Below are 20,699 nucleotides of genomic sequence, written 5' to 3'. Positions count from 1 at the left end.
CATTGATGCCACTGGCCTCAAGGTTTATGGAGAAGGTGAATGGAAGGTCAAGAAGCATGGTACTGATGGGAAGCGCAGAGTCTGGCGTAAGCTGCATATCGCAGTAGATACAAGCACCCACGAAATAATCGCAGCAGAGCTGAGCTTATCTAACGTAACCGATGCCGAAGTGCTCCCTAACTTACTCAAGCAGACACGTCGTAAAATCATTGAGATATCAGGTGATGGCGCTTATGACACAAGGAATTGCCATGATGCTATACGGATAAAGCGAGCGGTTCCGCTTATCCCGCCACGAGAAGGGGCTGCCTTCTGGGAACAAGGACACCCTCGCAATTTAGCAGTAGGTTGTCAGAAGCTCTACGGCTCCAACAAGAAATGGAAAAAGCGGTATGGCTATCATAAGCGCTCGCTATCAGAGACAGCAATGTATCGGGTGAAACAGTTGTTAGGTGGAAAATTAAGCCTGAGAAACTACAACGCTCAGGTTGGTGAGACTTACGCCATGATCAAATCACTGAACAAACTTACAGGGCTTGGTATGCCTGAAACTCAGTGTATTGGTTAAGTATTAATCAACATGGGACAGCCATGTCTTTTCACTTAATTAAGCAACAAAGCCCATTTTTGAAACAAAGTTCAGCAGTTTGTTCAATAGATGATCCACATTCAAATTCGTGAAAAAAGTAGTTTTTGGCCATTTTGTGATACTTCAGAGCTATACTGATTTCTGGTGTATGGAAGAGAAAGGAAGTTGCGGTGTAATCTGTTGATGCTGTTCTCCCCAGAACGATTAACAGATAAGTACACCGCATGACTGATAATACTGTTGTTTCATTGAATGCACCACAAGACCCACTTACTGAACTGATGCGCAAGGGGCTAGAGATTTTATTGCACAAGCTGTTGAAGCTCAGCTTCAACAGCTACTAGCCCAACATCATCGTCTCTACAAGCGTTTTGACTGGGGGTTATACAAATGCGAAATTTTGTTAATTAACTCATGTTAATAGAATTGATAAGTGTTATCATTACGATTCTTTTTATAAATATTTATCATAGAGAAGGCTTAGTTACAGAAATAAAGCCTCCTAGCAGTGTTGTCTACCCATGAAATTAATCCTATCGTTATTGAAAGGCAGTCAGCGTCAGTTTCTTTTCGCAATCTTACTTAGTGGTTTGAGTGCGGTGGCTGGTGTTTCCGTTATTGCTTTTATCAATGAAGCTATCAGTCAATTGAGTCGCGGTGGCGAGTTTCCAGTCTCAATTTTTTTCGTCCTGATTCTGTTTTTGTTTGGGTTGAGTTTTTTATCTCAATCTATGATCACTGCTTTAGGGCATAAAGTTGTATATGAACTTAGGTTAAGTATTAGTCGTCGACTCATGAATACTTCAGTTGAACGAGTTGAACAACTTGGGCAGCCTAAAATACTTGCTACTCTTACCAAGGATATTACTGCAATTAGTCAAGCGTTTAACAGCTTGCCATTCGTGGTGTTTGGTATCTCGGTTATTGTCTTTACATATAGTTATCTGTTTTGGTTATCGATTCCATTTTTTGCCGCGACCATTGCAATGACCATCGTATCTGTTTTCTTGGGGCGCAAGCTAATGTTGGTATCCCGCGAATACAAAAGAAAAGTTCGAGAAAATGATGACACTTTGTATGGTACGTACCAGGCAATGTTGAGTGGAAGAAATGAGCTTAAGTTAAGTTATGAACGACGTTCGTCTTTTTATCGAGATCAGTTGGAGCCCACAGCTGAGCATTCCAGAGTGTTAGACACGAAAGCGGATCGCATGAACGTATTGAATGGAAGTTGGGTCAATACTTCGGTTTTGCTCGTTATTGCAGTTGTTGTTTTGATGCACGTTAAGTTCGCAATTGGAACCTCAGAGCAAGTAACTGGCTATGCGCTCGCTATTTTATTCTTACGCTCACCTTTAGCTGGTTTTGTTGGGTCTTTACCGGCTCTAATTCAAGGTGCAGTCGCTTACGCCAAAGTTCGCTCTTTAGCGCTTTCTGAAGAACGCGAAAATAATATACAACTAGACCCACAGCTTAAAAACTGGCAGCAATTGACTTTAAAAGGTGTTGAATATGATTATTCAACAGAAAACGGAGAGCCTGGTTTTTCCGTTGGACCGATCGACTTAACAATTAAACAAGGGGAGCTTATTTTTTGGGTTGGTGGAAATGGTTGTGGTAAGTCTACATGCGCCAAACTGATCACAGGTCTGTACCAACCGCATAGAGGATCTATTGAGTTCTCGGGACGACGTATCGAGCAGCATAATATCGATTGGTATCGAAACCATTTTTCAGTGGTCTTTGCTGATTTCTATTTGTTTAAAAATCTAATCAATGAGGAAGGTAAACGACCTGATAGGAAGCTCGTCGAGAGCTACCTCACCAAATTGGCGTTGCGTGACAAAGTTTCGGTTGAAGAAAGTCAACTTAGCACCACACAACTTTCACAAGGGCAGCGGAAACGCTTGGCGTTACTTCTAGCATATCTAGAGGGGCGAAGCTTGATTATTCTTGATGAATGGGCAGCTGACCAAGATCCGACGTTTAGGCGTGTATTTTACACAGAGCTTTTACCAGAGTTACAAGCTCATGGCAAAACGGTAATTGCAATTACGCACGATGATCATTACTTCCATTTAGCAGATAAAGTGTATCGAGTTGATGCTGGGAACATATCGATCGTAGAAAAAGAACATCGTCAACAACCTCAAATGAAAGTGACTTACTAATGATTAGACCAAATTATTCTTACAGGACGACTATTTTTAGTCTGGCGTTGTCGTTGTTAATGGTGCAACCGGCAGTGGCAAGTGACACAACACACGCCATTAGCCTGTATGATGAACCTAAATATCAGCCGGGTTTTGAGCATTTTGAATATGCTAACCCAAATGCACCTAAGCAAGGTGAACTTGCTATGGTGGAGATTGGTAGCTTCGACTCATTACATCAGTTCATTGATCTTGGCAAAAAGCCGCGAGGACTGTTCTGGATCTATGATCGCTTGACTGTACGCGGTCATGATAAAGATGAAGCTAAGGTACGTTACGGATGGTTAGCTGAAAAAATGGTTATTGAAGATGACTATTCATCTGTGACTTACCACATGCGAAAAGAAGCTAAGTTTAGTGATGGGCACCCTGTTGATGCTGAAGATGTTGCTTACTCAATCAATCTTTATCAGAAGCATGGGCTAAGTAATATCAAATCACGATTTAAAGCGCTTAAATCAGTTTCAGTTATCGACTCTCATACAGTTAAGCTTGATTTTGGTGAAGAAGGTAGCAAGCTCCAGATTTTGAATTCAGGCAACCTTCCAGTCTTACCAAAACATATATGGGAAAATCATGACTTCACAAAGCCTTCCTTAAATGTACCTGTTGGTTCAGGCCCTTATAAAGTAGCTTCAGTAGAGCCGGGACGTAACATTACTTACGAATTGAGAGAAGATTATTGGGGTAAAGACATTGCCGTCAATAAAGGTAAGTACAATTTTAAGAAAATTAAGGTCGAGTACTACCGTGATAGGACTGCCGCAGTGCAAGCTCTTAAATCTGACCAAGTAAACTACATTGCTGAAACCGATATTTTACGTTGGAACAAGTTATATCAAGGTTCAGAATTCGATGCTGGTAGCGTGGTCAAGGATAAGATCAATTATGAGGCGCCTTCCTTTGTTACCGCAATGGCATTTAATCTTCGTTTAGATAAGTTTAAAGATATTAGAACACGAGAAGCTTTAGTTTATGCGTTTGATTTTGAATGGTTAAACGCGAAGGCTTTTGATCATCAATATATTAGGGCTAAGAGTCTATTTAATAATAGTTTTTTAGCATCTTACGGAATGCCGAATAAAGATGAACTCGAGATCTTAGAGCAGTTCGCTGACTCTGTACCAAAGTCTGTAATTAGTGATTCATTTTCATTGCCCACATCTGATGGCTCAGGACGGAATCGTCAGAATCTAAGGAAGGCTCAGCTACTACTGAAGGAAGCTGGTTGGGTTATGCAAGATGGTAGACTGATTAATGGTCAGTCAGGTGAAGCAATGACTATCCAATTTTTATTGCCTTCTCCTTCTCTGAAGCCCGCTATAGGTGGTTACATTCAAAGCCTAAAGAGACTAGGAATAGAGTCTAATGTTATAGTGAAAACGGGCACTGAGTACTTCAAACTGTTATTGCAAAGGCAATTCGATATGACGCCGATTCAATATAAGGTTCGAATTCCGCCGAATACAGAATTGCGCTCATCACTCAAGTCTGAGTTTGCTGATGTATCAGCAAGTTACAATGTTACGGGTATCAGTAACCCTGTGGTGGATGAACTTGTTGAAGGGCTTGTTCATGCCAACTCGTATGCTGAAACTCAAGCATATGGTCGTGCTCTCGATAGAGTGTTGAAGTGGAACTATTACTATTTACCACTGTGGGCCCGCAATTTTCAATTAGTTGCCTATCAGAGTTATATCCAGAAGCCAGCGCAAGCTCCTAAGTATGGCTATGAAGTCGAATTTTGGTGGGATAGTCGTAAAGAATAACTATGTTAGGTTTGTATGTGCTCCGCAGGCTCTTATTGTTAGTGCCTACGCTTTTTGTCGTTATATCTCTGAATTTTTTATTGCTTCAATGGCTCCCTGGTGGTCCAGTAGAGTCGGCATTAGCTAAGCTACAAGGAGTAGATAATTCAGCTGTTGATCTGTTTGATAGCGTAGAAAGTGCTCTATCGGATAATGTTATAGATCAGCAGCTACAAGAAAAAATTGCTAAGGAGTATGGATTCGATAAACCTTTATCGGAACGTTATAAAGACACAGTTTCACGCTATATATCTTTTGAACTGGGCAACAGTTACTTTAATGGTTTACCTGTTAGCGAACTCATCTTAGATAAATTAACGGTTTCTTTGTCATTGGGTGGGTGGACATTATTTATTACTTACCTGATTGCTATACCTCTAGGGGTTGCTAAGGCAAGTCGACAGGGCAGTGTATTTGATTCATTTTCCAGTTTTATTTTGCTGCTGGCTTATGCGATCCCCACTTTCATTATTGCCATTATATTCCTGATGCTTTTTGCTGGTGGAGGCGTTTTTAACTGGTTTCCGCTTCGAGGACTTGTTTCATCTAATCATAATGAATTGAGTTTGACTGGGCAGATACTAGATTATTTCTGGCATTTAGCTCTTCCTGTACTTGCGTGTGTCGCAAGTGGATTGGTGTCTTTAACCGTGTTGACGAAAAACTCCATACTCGACCAAATGTCCGAGCAATATGTAGATACGGCAATCTGTATGGGTGAAAGTAAGTCACGCGCTGTGATTCATCATGTGTTACCAAACACTTTATTAGTTATCGTCGCTAGGTTGCCGTCCGATCTGTTATCGGTGTTTATAGGAGGTACCTTGCTGGTTGAAATCGTATTTTCTTTAGATGGTATCGCTCTTTTGGGGTTCGAAGCATTGCTTGAACGCGATTACCCTGTCGTGTTAGGTATTTTATACGTCTATACAATATTAGGTTTGATATTAAATTTAGTTGGTGATCTCCTTTACCGTTTGGTAGATCCAAGGGTCTCATTTTCTGAGGTGTCAGGGTGAACGATTCGAAGAATAAGCCTTTGGCTGCAGCACAAGTCACAGATAAATCATTTGTTCATCGTAAAAAGAATAGTGTGATTTTTCGCGGTAAATGTGCGGCATTGGTTTTGATACTTTTGACTTTCATTTGTTTGTTTGCTGAAGGAGTCGTAAACGATAAACCGATCCTAGTCCATTACGATGGTGATTGGTTTGTGCCGATTTTCAAGAGCTATCCTGAAACCGCTTTTGGAGGAGATTTTGAATCAGAAGCGGATTATAAAGATCCATATGTACTTAACATGATAGAACAGTCGGGTTGGGTTCTTTGGCCACTCGTCCGTTATCACTACGATACGATTAACTATGATTTAACTTACCCATCACCGCCTTCAAAACAAAATTGGCTAGGGCTTGATGATCAAGGAAGGGATGTTTTCGCCCGCTTAATTTATGGTTTGAGAATCAGTTTGGCTTTTGCTTTAACTTTAACATCGGCTATCTCAGCGATAGCTCTTGTTACCGGTACCGTTCAGGGGTATCTAGGTGGATGGGTTGACTTGATTGGTCAGCGTCTTACTGAAATATGGGGTGCTATTCCGGTTATGTTCGTTGTCATGATAGTCGCAAGTATACTTAACCCCGGCTTTGCGACATTGACTCTGGTTCTTGCTCTCTTTGGTTGGCATTACCTTGCTCAACTAATTCGTGCCGAAGTACTCAAAACACGTCAGTTAGAATATGTTCAATCTGCACTTATTGCTGGAGTGTCTGATTTTCGAATAATGTTGCGACATGTGCTTCCTAATGCGCTGATCACAACGTTAAGTACTCTACCTTTTATCTTTGCAGGATCTTTAGGCTCCCTGATTACTCTCGACTTTTTGGGTTTTGGATTACCAGTCGGCTATCCATCATTGGGCGAGTTGATAGCACAGGGCAAGAATAACCTTCATGCTCCCTGGCTGGGAATGACAGGGTGTGGTGCAATATTATTTGTTATTACGCTTGTTGTATTAGTTGGCGAAGCTGTACAGGAGTGGTTGAGTCCATTTAAGGAGCATCACCATGCTCAACGTTAAAAATGTCCGCCTACTTGTCGACAAATCTCTTCTTCTAAGTAACGTGAGTTTTGATGTACAGGCTGGTGAAACTCTCGCTATTGTCGGTGAAAGCGGAGCAGGTAAGACATTACTTTCTAAGCTGTTGCTTGGAATCGAGCCCCAAGGGAGTTTAGTAGAGGGGGAGGTAATGGTCGATGGTAAGAATACCCGACTGTTTTCCGAGAAAGATTGGTTAAACATCCGAGGTAAAGAGATTGGTTTCGTATCTCAGGAGCCATTGTCTGCGCTAAACCCAGTAAAAAGTGTGTACTGGCATTTAAAACGAGCCTTGTTAATTCATAGCGCAACGCAATTCCAAACGAGCAAGAAGATAGCAAAAAGTATTGCCGCTTTGTTGGAACAAGTGGGATTACCAACTTCTCTATCCAGTCGCTACCCTCATCAATTATCGGGCGGACAAAGACAAAGATTATTGATCGCCATTGCGATTGCGAATAAACCAAAGTTACTTGTCGCAGATGAACCTTCGACTGCGCTTGATCCGTCAGTACGTGATCAAATCTTGAGTTTAATAAGGCATATTCAACAACGTACCCGAATGGCTATCGTTTTAATCTCTCATGATCTAAATATGGTTGAGCGATTTGCAGATACGGTGGTCGTCTTGAAGGAAGGTGTTATTGTCGAAAAACAGTCAGCTCGCAAATTATTTTCGTCACCTACGCATGATTATACCCGTTCATTAATGCGACCAATTGAATTTGCTAAACCGTTACCTGCAAGTTCAGAGCCCTTGTTGCGCGTCGATCATTTGAATACCGAGATCAAAGCCACTTTGTGGTGGCAGTCACCTCACTCCCTTTTACGCGATGTATCTTTTTCTCTTAATAAGGGAGAAAGTATCGGTGTAATTGGAAAAAGCGGTTCGGGAAAATCTACTCTTGCTAAGAGTTTGCTTAGGTTAATCTCAAGTCAAGGTTCTGTCGAATTTGATGGGTTGGAGTGGCTAAAAGCCGATCGAAGAGATTTAAGAGCATTCCGTTACAAAATGCAGTTTGTATTTCAAGACACCTCCTCGAGTTTGAACCCGAGAATGACTATCGAGCAGACGCTTAAAGAAGGTTGTATTGCGCAACAGAAAACAATCGGCTTGGCATCTCGAGTAAAAAAGGTTATGCGAGAGGTCGATTTACCGATCGCTTTTTTAAAACGTTATCCTCATCAACTCTCTGGTGGTCAAAGGCAGCGGGTGATGATAGCCCGAGCATTGATTTTGCAACCGAAGCTTTTGATTCTAGATGAGCCCACTACTGCTCTCGATCGAAAAAATCGTCGAAGAATGATCCACCTTCTTAAGTCGATCCAAGACAAACACCAAGTTAGTTTTATATTGATTACTCACGATTTAACATTGATAGAAGCGTTGTGCCACAAGGTTCTAACTTTATCAAGTGGAGAGCAAATTAGTTATGAGTCTTCAGACACTTGGCTAACAACACAACAAAATGAATTTACAAGTTTAGAAGGAAATGAAAATGAATCCATTAGAGCCACTGCTTGATAGACGTTCCTACAGTTTTTCAAAATTGACTTATCCAGGTCCTTCTGATGAGGAGTTGAAGCAACTTTTCGATCTTGTAATGACAACCCCCGATCATGGGAATATTAAGCCATGGAAGTTCGTGGTTGCTCGTGGTGAAAATATGAAAAAAGCTGGGGAGATGGCATTAGAGCTATACAAACGGCAGTCTTCTGATGGGCAAGTTAGTGAAGATGGCAAGCGATCGGCAGAGTATATTAGTAACCTGCCAATGATGATTTTGGTAATGACTAACGTTGACCCCAATCATAAAAAAGTGACCATATGGGATCAGCAGTTGTCAGCCGCCGCCGCCGCGCAGAATATCATGAATGGACTTCATCTAATGGGATACGGCGGTCTGTGGTATACGTTCTTAGCGAACGAACAAGTGAAACCTCTTTTTGGAATGAAAACTGATGACCAAATTGTTGGTGCTATTGCAGTGGGTACGCCGTTACCCGAATTTGTGAAGAAGATAAAGCGTCAGTCTCCCGCAAAGTACTGTTTCGAATGGCAAGGGCTTGGTGTCCCACCTTCCGAACTTTTTGAAAAATAAAAATTTTTGTGCGGAGTAAAAGGTTTAAAATAATGTGTTGTTAATATGAATCTAGCAATCTACGTTACACCGAGTTCATTTTCGATCCCATTTAGCTTAAATGACGAGGAGTGGGCTCACTCTTTATCTTTTCGTTATGAATTAGATAGGCGCCGTTATGTATTCGCTCATAACTTTAAAAGACATGTACTGAGTTTAGAATATCCAGATATTTTCCCCAGTGATTGGGTGATTACCAAATCGCCAGAGCGTAAGCCCTTTTTAACAGCACCAATTTCATTTAACTTGAGTCATAGTAAAGAAGCGGTCGCAATGGTGGCTGCTGTGGGGCAAAGTGAATTACAAATCGGGATAGATGTTGAATGCTACCAAAAAATCGAAGATTTGAACGAGTTGATTCAACTAATCTGTCACCCTAATGAATTAGCAAGACTTGAACTGAAGATTGATGAACATAAAAGTTTCTATTGCTTATGGACGGCAAAAGAGTCTCTATTAAAAGCTGTTGGTTCTGGGTTGGTGGATAATCTCAAAGAGCTTGATTGTAGTGAGTGTCTGGTGAAAGAGAGGTGTTCGATACTTTGGAACAACCAAGAATTTGGGCTTCAAACATATAAGTTTGATTGGGGTGTATGTAGCGTTGCTTGGAACAACGCTATAAAGGTTGATTCATTACACATGGCAAGTCAGGATAAGTTAGAACTACTTTCAAATACAGAAATTAGTGAAGGCAAGAGTTGCTCCAAGTCTGAGTGAAAATAAAAGTGGTCTCCTCGCATTTCAAGTAGCTTGAAATCTGATTGGGTGAACTCTCTCCATTGTTGGATTTTGTCTGTGTCTACCACTGGATCTATATCACCGTAGATCGCAGTGATCGGTACAGCTATTTTCGAAGGGTCAACATTCTCGTACTGCTCATTCAGATTTAGGTCTGATCTGATGATGGGTAGTAACAATTCCATAAGCTCGCTGTTTGCTAAAATATCTATTGGAAGCCCACCCATTTTGGTCAATGTTGCAGTGAGATCGGAATCACTTGAAGAGTTTGAAAGCGAAGACGCCACTTTGTTGTTGGGAGAGTGACGTGAAGATACGAATAGATGGGTAGGTAGGCGGTGGTGTTTCTTGCAAATTAACTTGGTACATTCAAAACTAACTAGGCCACCCAGACTGTGTCCAAAGAAAGCAAATTCACTTCTCTCTGATAAATTGTCTTCAATTTGTGAACACAGATCTTCGCATAGTGCTTGAATACTACTGACGAACGGTTCGCCGAATCGACTTCCTCTGCCAGGGTATTCTAGGGCAACTACATTGATATTATGTTCGCGTAATGGATGTATCCATGCATGATACATGCTTGCGGCACTTCCTGAAGAAGGGAAGCAATAAAGTGTCAACATATCTATCCTTACAACATATAAGAGGGGTACACCTTGTACCCCTCAGCTTATTACACAAATATAATTAGAAGTTGTATGCTGCGGTTAAAGAGATTGTTCTTGGAGAGCCTAGGTACACAGCGTTTTGTGTCGAATCTGATCCTGCCGAGTAGTACTCTTCATCGAATACGTTTTTAACGTTAAGTTGTAAACGTAAATCTTGATCAGCGAAATCTGGTGTGTACCAAGCTGCCATATCAATCAGGGTATATGCTGGAAGTGTGTAATCGTAAGCTTCACGGCGGTTACCTGCGCGGTCACCTACGTAACGAACACCACTACCCACTCCCCATTCTTGTGTTGCTTGGTATGATAACCAAAGGCTCGCATTGTGCTCAGGTACATTTACTGGTTTATTAACAGAAGATGGAGAGTTCACGAATTCAACATCGTTGTAGCCGTAGGCGAATAATGCCATTAGCTTTCTTGTAATAGCGAAATCGCCGTCAACCTCAAAACCTTGGCTGCGTTGTTTGTACACATCGTAGCTACCTGGTACATCACCCTGGTACGCTACGTTTTCTAAGTCAATATGGAAGATAGCTGCTGTTAAGTTGAGTCGCGAATCTAATAATGATGTTTTCGTACCAAACTCATACTGAGTGCCTCGTTGAGAGTCTACCCACTCGTTTTTGACTGTGTCGTATTTTTGGTTTGGTAGGTATGAATTAGTGAAGTTACCAAACAATGATACTTGATCATTTAACGCGTAAAGCGCACCTGCTTGTAAGCTTAGGTTTTTCTCTTTAGGGCTGTCTGAGTTAGAGTTCTGAAGCGTTACGTTAAGTCTAGCCGCGCCTTGTTGCACAGTTGAGTCCCAAGTTTTTGAAGACTCGGCGTCGAAGATGTCGTAACGAGCACCCAGTACAAAGTTCCAGTCGTGATACTCGACTAGATCTTGTAAGAATATGCTGTACTCTTTCAGTTCAAAAGTATCTGTATTGACGTTATACGTGTCATTCGGGTGTGTAGCGGTAGAAGGGGCGTCGTTGTAGTAGTTGTATACACCACTGTTAGGGTTCACCGTACGCTGAATTAAAGCAGAGTATCCGACAAGGTCTGGGTCGCTCCATGAAGATGATGCCATCGTTTTGGTCTTGGATTCGTAAGATGTGTAGTCTGCTCCTGCAATGATACGGTGAGCGAAATCTTCAGTTTCCACATCAAAGACATTCTCCCATGAATACAATGTTGTTTCGCTTGACTCATTACTGCTAGCAATATAACGGGCAATTGTCCCATCAAATGCGTTCGTCGCTCTGTCTTCAATATATAAAGTTAAATTCCCTTGAGCAGGTGGCGTCGTAATTGGAGATGCTGCATAAAAGTGAACCCGGTCACCCTTATAAGTACGTTCTTGATAACGGGCTTTAAAGCGCGTCGTCCAGTTGTAATTAATAGCGTGCTCTAACTCTAGCGAATATTTATGGGTTTCGCGTTCTTGGTTTGAAAACGTAGCGCCTAGACGTTTTTCATCGATATCAAGAAACTCCCACCCGGTATTACTAGCATTTCGCACCGCCAGAGTTCCACGATCGAATGGCATTTCTTCTTTGTTGTATTTGTAGGCAAAGGTAACAGCTGTGTCTTCCGTTGCTAGCCAAGTGACACTAGGCGCGATAAATGTTTGTTTGCTGTCCGAGTGGTCACGCCACCCTTCAGAATCGTCAAATACACCAACAAGACGATAAAGAATTGTTTCATCTTCATTTGCGGGCCCAGTAAAATCTAAACTGAATTTTTGCTTTCCGTGTTCATCTAGAGTTGCTTTAACTTGGTGGTTGGCAACCGCTTGCGGTCGTTTCGTAATTAAATTAACGAGACCACCCGGACTCATGTTGCCGTAAAGTACTGATTCTGGTCCTTTTACTACTTCAATGAACTCCAAATCGTCTATTACTGCTTTATCTTGTGCTAGTCCGTAAATACGCGTTCCGTCTTCGTAGGCATTAGCATCGAAACTACGAATTTTGAATTGATCTCGTGTGCCACCGTAGTTGTTGTGTTCTGCGACGTTACTAACGTTATAAAGAGCATCACTTAAGCTCTGAATGTCTTGTTGCTCAATAACTTCAGTATTGATCACTTGAACAGATCGAGGAACGGTCGATAAATCCGCTTCGGAGCGCATAGTCGATTGCGCAACGTTTGTTGTCAGGCTTTGCTTAACGCCGATTACCTGAATTACTTCTTGCGCTTCATCGTTTGAGCTTTGATTTACTTCCGTTGCAGCGAAAACTGGTGTTGAAGCTAAAAGGGCTAGAGTCAAACAATGAGGCTGTACTGTTGTTTGAACAGCAGTAGCCAATTTGGTTTTGAACATAATACTTCCTGTAAATACTTCTTTTTAAGTGTGGTTAGAGAGCTTGTTGAAATAGCTTGAGAGAGGCTGGACGCATATCGGTCCAGTTTTCTTGAATGAATTGTAAGCAGCTTTCCTTGTCGCCTTGGAAACCCACTTCTTTCCAACCGCTCGGAATTGCTTTGTAGGTTGGCCAGATGGAGTACTGCTCTTCAATGTTTATGACGACATTATAGAGAATGCTTTGTTGTTTCATTTTAAATACTTATGTTACTTGATTGTCTGATTGATTTATAAAATAATAACACTCTTGGTGGTAATATCAATAATCATTATCATTTGTATTTTTATTTATTTCATTTAGTGAGACTTCAGTAGTGACTAGCCCAAAGTTTTTAAATATCAAACCATTATTATCTGATTCTTTTTTGCCCCAAGTCGTTACAGCTGACAACGGTGTGCGCCTCTCTGACTGTATTCAAGAAGTACATGCCATAGCTGAAGAGCAATTACGTACCACTGGGGGTGTTTTATTTAGAGGGTTCGATTTAATTGGAGAGGAGCCTTTCCAAGAGTTTGCGCGTTCCTTCGGTTTTCCTCTACTTAGTTATGAGTTCGGTTCAACGCCAAGAACCGATCTTGGTGAAGGTGTGTATACCACGACAGAGTATCCAGCCCATCAGACAATTCCATTACACAATGAGCAAGCGTATACGCTCAATTGGCCAATGAAGATCTGGTTTCACTGTATTACGCCAGCAGAAACGGAAGGTGAGACGCCAATAGCTGATAGCAGACAAGTTTTTAACAAGATCTCCCCTACAATTCGCGAACGCTTTGAACGGAAGAAGCTTAAATATGTTCGCAACTATGGAAATGGTCTAGACCTGCCATGGGAGAAAGTGTTTGGCACAGACAACCCAAAGGAGGTTGAGAAGTTCTGCTTACAAAATCAAATCGACTTTGAATGGAAAGAAGATGGTGAATTGCGAACGAGTCAAATTTGTCAGGCTGTTGCTAAACATCCGGTAACGGGTGAAATGGTTTGGTTCAATCAAGCCCACTTGTTCCATGTATCTAACTTAGAACCCCACATAAGAGAAACGCTTCTTTCCGTTGTTGATGAAAAAGACCTACCACGCAATGTGTACTACGGTGATGGAACTGCCATAGAGGATTCGGTTCTAGATGAAATTCGAAGTGTTTTGGATGATTGTACGGTGAAGTTTCCTTGGGAATCTGGCGATATCTTAATGCTCGATAACATGCTAGTCGCACACGCACGTTCTTGCTTCACAGGAACTCGCAAAGTCATCGTTGCTATGGCTGAACCTAACTGCTAGGAAACCAACTCAAATGGATTTATTAAAACCTCTGATTAATTTGCGAGAAAAAGGCATTCAGATTGAGGCTCACAATGATTTATTGAAAATAAACAGCAGCCCAATAAATGCTGGGCTGGATTCAAAATTGTCTCAAACGGAACATCAATGGCTGTTATCAAACCAAGATGACATTGTTGAAACGATGTCTGAGTATCCAGAGTATTTTGAGCGCTTATTGGTGTCATCGAATCAAAAATCTTTATGGTTTTTGTACCAATTATCTCCAACATCGAGTGCGTATAATATGTACTTTACTTCGGTGTTAGGGGGAGAAAAACAGACCCCGCTTGATCTAACTATTCTTAAAGAGAGCTTTTTTGAAACAGTTTCACATCACCGCTCGCTTCGTACTGGATACGCACAGGAAGGGAGCAGGGTGTATGGGAACTTGTTTACGTCTGATGTAGCAAAATTGACGGTTGATTATACGAGTTTCTCTAAGTCAGAGTTGGATGATTGGGTTGCTAAACAAACAGATGAACCTTTCGACATCGAAAAAGGCTATGTATGTCGTGCGAATGTTGTTTTTAACACTTTTGAAAAAGAGACAACACCTTATCTCATCTTAACTCTTCACCATATCGCTGGCGATTACTACTCGATTGAGCAGTTAATGCAGACATGGGCAGAATACTATTTATATTTGGCGAATGGCGAAGACCAGCCATTGCCGTCTGAACAATATTGTTCTTGGGCTCAAGAACAACAAGATTACTTATCATCTGAAGCTGCGACCAAATCGTTGCAGTTTTGGAAAGACTCATTGACGCCACTTCCAGAACCATTAATACTTCCAACAGACTTCGAGCGCGGCGATGTCCAAGAGTTCGATGGTGGGCAAATACATTTTCATACCAGCAAGTCCATTACTAGCAAAGTTAGAACGCTTTCTTCTCAGTTGAATACCACTCCGTATTCAGTTTTATTCAGTGCCTTCCAATTCTTTTTCCATAAACTTTCGGGTCAATCTGAGTTTTTACTAGGTTCTCCAACGATGGGGCGTTATGGACGAAGACATAAAGGTGTTGTTGGTTACTGTGTTAATCCTGTTTTAATTCCAGCGAATTTCACTGAGCCACAGAGTTTTGAGGCATTAGTAAAGACGTTCACTGAGTTCTATCGTAAAACGGTTCGTCATCAGAAAGTACCTTTAACTACGCTAACTGAATCGTTGTTAACTGAACGTCGAGCTGATAAGACAGCGATAGTGTCTCATATGTTTACTTATGCTCGCATTCATGATCACTCTTTAGCCATGCCTATCACTGACCACGCAGAAAGTTCAGGTCAAAGAGGTGCTGCGCATGATTTAAATCTTGTCGTATATGAGTATGAAGATTCGTTCCGCTTGCATTGGAGGTTCAATTCTAGTTTGTATCGTAAGCAAACGGTCGAATCGATTTCACACGACTTTTTGGAGATTTTGGAAACGGTATTAAACAAACCGGAAGTGAAGTTGAACGAACATCTTTTCCGACAATGGCTACCAACAGTTGAACAATCGTCTCCTCAAAAAACAACAGCTTTGTCACTCTGGTTAAACCGTGAACGTAGTGAACCGGCACTCTTACATAATGACAAATTGATTACAGGCGAAGAGTTAGGTCTTAGTGCTTCGAACCTGGCTTTTGCTTTACGTGGTAAAGGTGTAACTCATGGAGCAAGAGTCGCTGTGTTATTGCCTCGTGGGGTCGAGCAAGTAACAGCTATGCTGTCAGCTTGGTATGTAGGTGCCGCTTACGTGCCATTGGACCTGTCACAACCTGCTGATCGAAGTGCAATGATGCTTGAAGAGGCAGAAGTCAGTGTTGTTATTGGTTTCGGGAGAAGGGCGGATTGGTTAGCAGAACAGATAGAATGGATCGATGTTTCCAAACTACCCTCTGGGTCCATTGAACCGGAGGGCGTGGACGCGAAAGATTTAGCGTATCTGATTTTTACCTCTGGATCCACAGGCAAGCCCAAAGCTGTGACTGTTAGCCATGGTGCTCTTGCATCCTATGTTATTGCAGTTAACAAACGCTTGGAGATGCCATCAGGAAGCGTTTATGCCAGTTTAGCTAGTGTCGCGACAGACCTAGGTTATACATCTCTATGGGGGGGGCTGCTTGCAGGGCACGCAGTACGCCTTTTAGACGAAGACTTTATGCTCGATGCAGAGGCTTTGTCTGAGCACCTAAATCGTTATCCAGTTGATATGCTCAAAGTTGTTCCATCCCATTTACAAGGATTAATGGCTTCAGAGTGTGAAGGGTTGTTACCGCGCGATGCACTAGTCCTAGGCGGTGAGGGCGTTAACCAACGCTTGCTAGAGGATATCGAGCAAACTGCGCCATCATTGCGAATTTTTAATCACTACGGCCCTACGGAGGCCACCGTTGGTGTTATTGCTGGTAGTTTATCATCGCAAGAACCTATCGCACTTGGAGAGCCCTTAGACGGTTGCCGGGTGTATATCTTGGATAAGTCACTGCAAGCCGTCCCTGTAGGGGCAATCGGTGATCTTTATATTGCTGGTAATCAATTAGCTCAGGGGTATTGGAAAGACTCAGAAAAAACAAAGCTTAGCTTTATCGACGATCCGTTCAGCGATCAAGAAAAAATGTACAGCACCGGTGACCGTGTGAAGCGACTGCCTGATGGTCGAGTGCAGTTTATTGGTCGAGCTGATGGGCAAGTAAAAATTCGTGGCTACCGCGTGGAGTTAGCTGAAGTTGAAAGTCATATCAATGCACTAACAGGAGTTGCAGAAGCTGCAGTTCTCTTTGATAAAAGTAATGTTCGTGAGGCCTTAACCGCGATCGTGGTGCTGGATAAGGAGTGGCATCGAAAAGATAATAAATTGGCATTAGCTGAACTTAAGAATCAGCTTAGCGAGCAATTACCTGCTCATATGCAGCCTCACTTTTGGCAATTTAAGGAAACAATTCCTCGAGCAGTAAACGGCAAAGTTGACAGAAACACTTTGTCTTTGGCAGTGGAAAAAGTCGATGAAAATGCAATAAGTAGCGGTGAACAAGAATCAAGCGCGGATGCGTTTTGGTGTAATTTGTTTGCACAAGTGCTTGATATGCCGAATGAAGTCGTGTCATCGACAGATAGTTTCTTTGCCATTGGTGGAGACTCTATTCGAGCTCTACAATTAGTTGCTTTGGCAAGAAAACAAGGCATTGCTCTAACGCCACAATTGTTATTCAAACACCAATCCGCGAAAGAGCTTACTCAGGTTTTAGCTTCGCAACATCAAGCAACTGAAAGTGCAGAAAACCAAATTAGCTCGGATTCTCGAGTAACCAATTTAGCAAGCGCACAAAACCTAGTTAAATCGCTATGGTCTAGCACACTATCTGTATCAAACGTAAACAATGACGATAACTTCTTTGCAATTGGTGGTGACTCGATATTGGCACTTAAGCTTATTGCTGCAGCAAAGAAAGAAGGGTTAACGCTACTCCCGCAACATGTTTTCCAGCATCAGAGTGTGAATGAGCTGGCTCAATTTATTCTTCCTCAATTGGAGAACAATGATTTTGATATACCGGCGTCGCAAGCCAAGGAAAAGCACCGAAGTGATCTAGATAGGCTACCGTTAACCATCACGACCGACGAAGTCACTGCGGAGATATCGGCACGTGATTTGAATGAGATCTGCCAACATATTCCAGCGACGAATATAGAAGATGTTTTACCGCTAGCACCAACTCAACAAGGCATCTTGTTTCATTGTTTATTAGACCAAAATCCTCAGCTGTACCTCAATGTTACGAGCATGTCATTGGACGGGCCCATAAATAGTGCTGCGTTTCTGGCTGCGTGGGAGGAGGCAGTACTTCGTCATGATATTAATCGTGGGCGTTTCATTTGGAATGAGCTTGATCAGCCTTACTTTGTTGTTTGTCGAAATGTTCAATTTTCTACGAATTTGCTGGATTGGAGCGATGTTTCTCATCAAGAGCAATTAGCTCTGTTTAAAGAACTTGTGGACGAGGAGAAGCAAACCGGTTTTGTTCTTGATGAATCACCGTTGATGAAAATCACGTTGATAAAGTTTGATGAAAGTGTCTATCGAATGGTTTGGTCACGCCATCATTTGGTGGTCGATGGTTGGACGTCTACTTTAATTGCTGACGATGCAATGACAATATACAGAAATCAGCCAATTTCGCCTGCTCCTCGATACGCAGATTACTTCAAATGGATTGCGAAGCAAGATGTAGACGTCGCAGAGCAGAAGTGGCGAACTTATCTTGCTGATGTCGAACAGGTACCGCATTTACCTAAACCAACACAACCTAAGCAGGAGCAGAAGAGCCGCCAAAAGTTTATTTCAAAAAGCGTTACTCAACAGCTGGAGAATCAAGCTCGCTCTCATGGTCTAACTCTAAATACATTAGTCCAAGTTGCGTGGTCATTGACGCTTAGTCGTTACTTAGGTCAATACGATGTGTTATTCGGGATGACGAGCTCGGGTCGACCACAAGAAGTGGATGGAATTGAAAAAATGGCAGGCGTTTTTCTTTCTAGTTTGCCAGTGTACGTGAAATTGGATCCCGATTCCAAATTGATCGACGTTGCCAAGCAAATGCAGCTCGATGTTGTCGAACTTCGTGGCATTGAACATGTTCCTCTATCTAACATTCAATCTAACGTAAGCTTAGAGCCTGGTGAGCTCTTATTTGATACTGTTCTTGTGTTTCAGAATTTTCCATTTCCACCAGCGTTAGCTGAGATGAAAGCCCCTAAATTTGATCTGCTAGAAGTATTTGGAACGAGTAACTTTCCAATTATGCTACAAGTGACCCCGAACGAGTCTCTTCAATTAAATTGCACTTACGACTGTCAGTCCGTGTCAAATACTCTAATTGAACGCATGCTTTCGACATTCGAGCTCGCATTAATCGCCCTTACTGAAGACCTGTATCAAGAGGTACATCAAGCGGTTGAAGCACTCGTCTTTATACCTGAGCCTTTGCCACGTGCAGCGCGTGATTCTAACTGGGACTTTCTAACCGAGATTGAGCATCAGGCGCGTGATAGTGGTGACGCTGTAGCTTTGATCACAGAGGATAGAACGTTGACCTATCGTGAATTAGTCACCGAAGTTGATGCGCTAGCTGTGTCACTTTCACACTGGACTTACGATAATGATCAACCTGTAGCTGTTTGCCTAAACCGAAAAGCAGAACTACTAATTACATTGCTGAGTCTATATAAACTGGGACTTTGTTACATCCCACTAGACCCTGCGCTTCCTCCTGCTCGTTTAGGTAACATTATCGAACAGGCTCAACCTCAGTTAACAATCAGTGATGTAGTCTTGCCGAAATGTCGAAGTGTCAACATCGACGATATCAAACAAACGGTAATTGATGGGCAGAGAGTCAAAGTGAAGCATGCTAAGCAACTTGCTTATACCATTTTTACATCTGGTTCGACGGGCAATCCGAAAGGTGTGCAAATTGAGCGTGGCGCACTTAACCATTTCCTTCAGTCTATTTCTCCAGTAGCACGTCTTACGCGTGAAGATACGTTGTTGGCATTAACTACGGTTGGATTTGATATCGCGGTTCTGGAGTTGTTCTTACCATTAATCCATGGGGCAACAGTCGTACTCGCTAGTGATCAAAAGAGCAAAGATAGCCAATGCCTCTCGGATCTGATGGAGCGTCATTGCATCACAGTGATGCAAGCGACACCAGCAACTTGGCAGAGCTTAGCGGATATGAATGCAGCTTGGTGGGCATCGTTGAAGGTGTTAGCTGGTGGAGAGGCGCTACCGATTACATTGGCGAAACGACTGAAGCAAAAAGCGAAATCGGTGACGAACGTGTATGGACCGACAGAAGCCACGGTGTGGGTATCAAGTCAGACTGTTGATCATACCCAAGGACAGACTGTTGCTTTAGGTAATCCCATTGAAAATATGCAGTTTCACGTACTCGATGAATTACTCAATCCTGTGGCAGAGGGGGTTGAAGGAGAACTTTACATTTCAGGAGAGAGCTTGGCTCGTGGCTACCTAGGGCGTGCTGACCTTACCGCGAGCAGTTTTATTCCGAACCCTTTTTCTGACCAGTTAGGCGCAAGAATGTATCGCACTGGGGACAGAGTGTTTATGGATGAAAACAAAGAACTTCAGTTCCTCGGGCGTAGCGATTTCCAAATTAAGCTACGCGGTTTTAGGATTGAACTTGGCGAAATTGAGTCTGTTCTTTTGTCTCAAAAGGGCGTTAAAGAGGCGGTAGTTAAAGTTTGGCAGGCAGACAGCCAACACGGTTATATCGTCGCTTATGTTACGGCACGCGATGGTGTGGTGCTAGGGAGCGAAACTTTACTGCAACTAGCAGCGGAGCATCTCCCTGCTTACATGATACCCAGCACACTTATGATCATGGATGCTCTGCCCCTAAATAGTAACGGCAAAGTCGATCGTAAAGCGTTAGTTGAACCTGCCCAGCAAGGGATGAGCCACTATTGTGCACCAACCACAGAGTTGGAAATGCAATTGGTAGAAATATGGCAAGAGTTATTAGGACACGATCAGATCGGTACTCAAGACAGCTTCTTTAGTTTAGGTGGGAATTCTCTAACCGCCACTCGTTTACAAGCACGTATTCAGCGTACTTTCCAAGCGCAAATTGCTTTAGCTGATCTTTTTCACAATCCGACAATTGCCGAGCTTTCGCAGATGCTGGAAGGGGAAACGATTCAGCAAGACGACTTAGAAGCAATGTCAGACTTATTAGATTTATTTGAGTAA

At 42.4% G+C, this 20,699-nt stretch carries 13 protein-coding genes and 2 pseudogenes; 11 read left to right on the top strand and 4 right to left on the bottom strand.

Going from position 1 to position 20,699, the window contains the following annotated elements; all coding sequences use genetic code 11:
• Nucleotides 1-568, top strand: a 568-nt coding sequence (locus tag NL647_RS26125; RefSeq protein ID WP_253650855.1) for an IS5 family transposase, incomplete at its 5' end; no start/stop codon positions are given.
• Between the two features lie 58 nt (nt 569-626).
• Here the strand turns inward: NL647_RS26125 and NL647_RS26120 are convergent.
• A pseudogene (locus NL647_RS26120) lies at nt 627-716 on the bottom strand (regulator); the annotation flags it as partial.
• 97 nt (nt 717-813) lie between these two features.
• On the opposite strand from NL647_RS26120, the pseudogene NL647_RS26115 reads away from it, so the two are divergent.
• The 8 genes and pseudogenes from NL647_RS26115 to NL647_RS26080 all read left to right on the top strand — a co-directional run.
• A pseudogene (locus NL647_RS26115) lies at nt 814-941 on the top strand (IS256 family transposase); the annotation flags it as partial.
• A gap of 169 nt (nt 942-1,110) precedes the next feature.
• The gene (locus NL647_RS26110; protein ID WP_017817775.1) at nt 1,111-2,760 is read left to right on the top strand and encodes a cyclic peptide export ABC transporter; all 1,650 of its coding nucleotides are present in this window, start codon (nt 1,111-1,113) and stop codon (nt 2,758-2,760) included.
• The gene (locus NL647_RS26105) at nt 2,760-4,571 is read left to right on the top strand and encodes an extracellular solute-binding protein (protein WP_223295728.1); all 1,812 of its coding nucleotides are present in this window, start codon (nt 2,760-2,762) and stop codon (nt 4,569-4,571) included. The genes NL647_RS26110 and NL647_RS26105 overlap by 1 nt, the downstream gene beginning before the upstream one ends.
• Before the next feature lie 2 nt (nt 4,572-4,573).
• Complete coding sequence (locus tag NL647_RS26100) at nt 4,574-5,629, top strand: ABC transporter permease subunit (RefSeq protein WP_017189268.1); 1,056 nt, start codon at nt 4,574-4,576, stop codon at nt 5,627-5,629.
• Nucleotides 5,626-6,690: an ABC transporter permease gene (locus NL647_RS26095; protein ID WP_017817776.1), complete on the top strand. Its 1,065-nt coding sequence runs from the start codon at nt 5,626-5,628 to the stop codon at nt 6,688-6,690. Before NL647_RS26100 ends, NL647_RS26095 begins: the two co-directional genes overlap by 4 nt.
• The gene (locus NL647_RS26090) at nt 6,677-8,233 is read left to right on the top strand and encodes an ABC transporter ATP-binding protein (protein ID WP_253650854.1); all 1,557 of its coding nucleotides are present in this window, start codon (nt 6,677-6,679) and stop codon (nt 8,231-8,233) included. The genes NL647_RS26095 and NL647_RS26090 overlap by 14 nt, the downstream gene beginning before the upstream one ends.
• Entirely contained in the window at nt 8,208-8,810 is a 603-nt protein-coding gene (locus tag NL647_RS26085; protein ID WP_017189271.1) for a nitroreductase, read from the top strand. Before NL647_RS26090 ends, NL647_RS26085 begins: the two co-directional genes overlap by 26 nt.
• Before the next feature lie 45 nt (nt 8,811-8,855).
• The gene (locus NL647_RS26080; protein WP_017817779.1) at nt 8,856-9,566 is read left to right on the top strand and encodes a 4'-phosphopantetheinyl transferase superfamily protein; all 711 of its coding nucleotides are present in this window, start codon (nt 8,856-8,858) and stop codon (nt 9,564-9,566) included.
• Here the strand turns inward: NL647_RS26080 and NL647_RS27275 are convergent.
• The 3 genes from NL647_RS27275 to NL647_RS26070 all read right to left on the bottom strand — a co-directional run bounded on the left by NL647_RS27275 (nt 9,497) and on the right by NL647_RS26070 (nt 12,810).
• Nucleotides 9,497-10,213 (bottom strand): thioesterase II family protein, encoded by a 717-nt coding sequence (locus NL647_RS27275; protein WP_079324616.1) that lies wholly within the window; start codon nt 10,211-10,213, stop codon nt 9,497-9,499. The genes NL647_RS26080 and NL647_RS27275 overlap by 70 nt on opposite strands.
• A gap of 64 nt (nt 10,214-10,277) precedes the next feature.
• The gene (locus tag NL647_RS26075) at nt 10,278-12,575 is read right to left on the bottom strand and encodes a TonB-dependent siderophore receptor (protein WP_029790248.1); all 2,298 of its coding nucleotides are present in this window, start codon (nt 12,573-12,575) and stop codon (nt 10,278-10,280) included.
• Nucleotides 12,576-12,609: 34 nt separating this feature from the next.
• The gene (locus tag NL647_RS26070) at nt 12,610-12,810 is read right to left on the bottom strand and encodes an MbtH family NRPS accessory protein (protein ID WP_017189274.1); all 201 of its coding nucleotides are present in this window, start codon (nt 12,808-12,810) and stop codon (nt 12,610-12,612) included.
• 172 nt (nt 12,811-12,982) lie between these two features.
• Here NL647_RS26070 and NL647_RS26065 point away from each other — a divergent pair, with 172 nt between their 5' ends.
• Nucleotides 12,983-13,897 carry a TauD/TfdA family dioxygenase gene (locus NL647_RS26065; RefSeq protein ID WP_253650853.1) on the top strand — a complete coding sequence of 305 codons (915 nt, stop codon included), beginning with the start codon at nt 12,983-12,985 and terminating at the stop codon, nt 13,895-13,897.
• Nucleotides 13,898-13,910: 13 nt separating this feature from the next.
• The gene (locus NL647_RS26060) at nt 13,911-20,699 is read left to right on the top strand and encodes a non-ribosomal peptide synthetase (RefSeq protein ID WP_253650852.1); all 6,789 of its coding nucleotides are present in this window, start codon (nt 13,911-13,913) and stop codon (nt 20,697-20,699) included.

The sequence above is a fragment of the Vibrio sp. Y29_XK_CS5 genome, from assembly GCF_024181835.1.
GTDB lineage: Bacteria > Pseudomonadota > Gammaproteobacteria > Enterobacterales > Vibrionaceae > Vibrio > Vibrio harveyi.
The sequence above is the reverse complement of the archived record's forward strand: the minus strand, read 5'-3'. Positions and strand labels throughout refer to the sequence as shown.

What these genes read in the sequence shown, in the direction of transcription:
- NL647_RS26085 (WP_017189271.1), top strand. Translation starts at nt 8,208, where the DNA reads ATGAATCCATTAGAGCCACTGCTTGATAGACGTTCCTACAGTTTTTCA.
- NL647_RS27275 (WP_079324616.1), bottom strand. Translation starts at nt 10,213, where the DNA reads ATGTTGACACTTTATTGCTTCCCTTCTTCAGGAAGTGCCGCAAGCATG.
- NL647_RS26060 (WP_253650852.1), top strand. Translation starts at nt 13,911, where the DNA reads ATGGATTTATTAAAACCTCTGATTAATTTGCGAGAAAAAGGCATTCAG.
- NL647_RS26070 (WP_017189274.1), bottom strand. Translation starts at nt 12,810, where the DNA reads ATGAAACAACAAAGCATTCTCTATAATGTCGTCATAAACATTGAAGAG.
- NL647_RS26090 (WP_253650854.1), top strand. Translation starts at nt 6,677, where the DNA reads ATGCTCAACGTTAAAAATGTCCGCCTACTTGTCGACAAATCTCTTCTT.
- NL647_RS26110 (WP_017817775.1), top strand. Translation starts at nt 1,111, where the DNA reads ATGAAATTAATCCTATCGTTATTGAAAGGCAGTCAGCGTCAGTTTCTT.
- NL647_RS26105 (WP_223295728.1), top strand. Translation starts at nt 2,760, where the DNA reads ATGATTAGACCAAATTATTCTTACAGGACGACTATTTTTAGTCTGGCG.
- NL647_RS26080 (WP_017817779.1), top strand. Translation starts at nt 8,856, where the DNA reads ATGAATCTAGCAATCTACGTTACACCGAGTTCATTTTCGATCCCATTT.
- NL647_RS26075 (WP_029790248.1), bottom strand. Translation starts at nt 12,575, where the DNA reads ATGTTCAAAACCAAATTGGCTACTGCTGTTCAAACAACAGTACAGCCT.
- NL647_RS26100 (WP_017189268.1), top strand. Translation starts at nt 4,574, where the DNA reads ATGTTAGGTTTGTATGTGCTCCGCAGGCTCTTATTGTTAGTGCCTACG.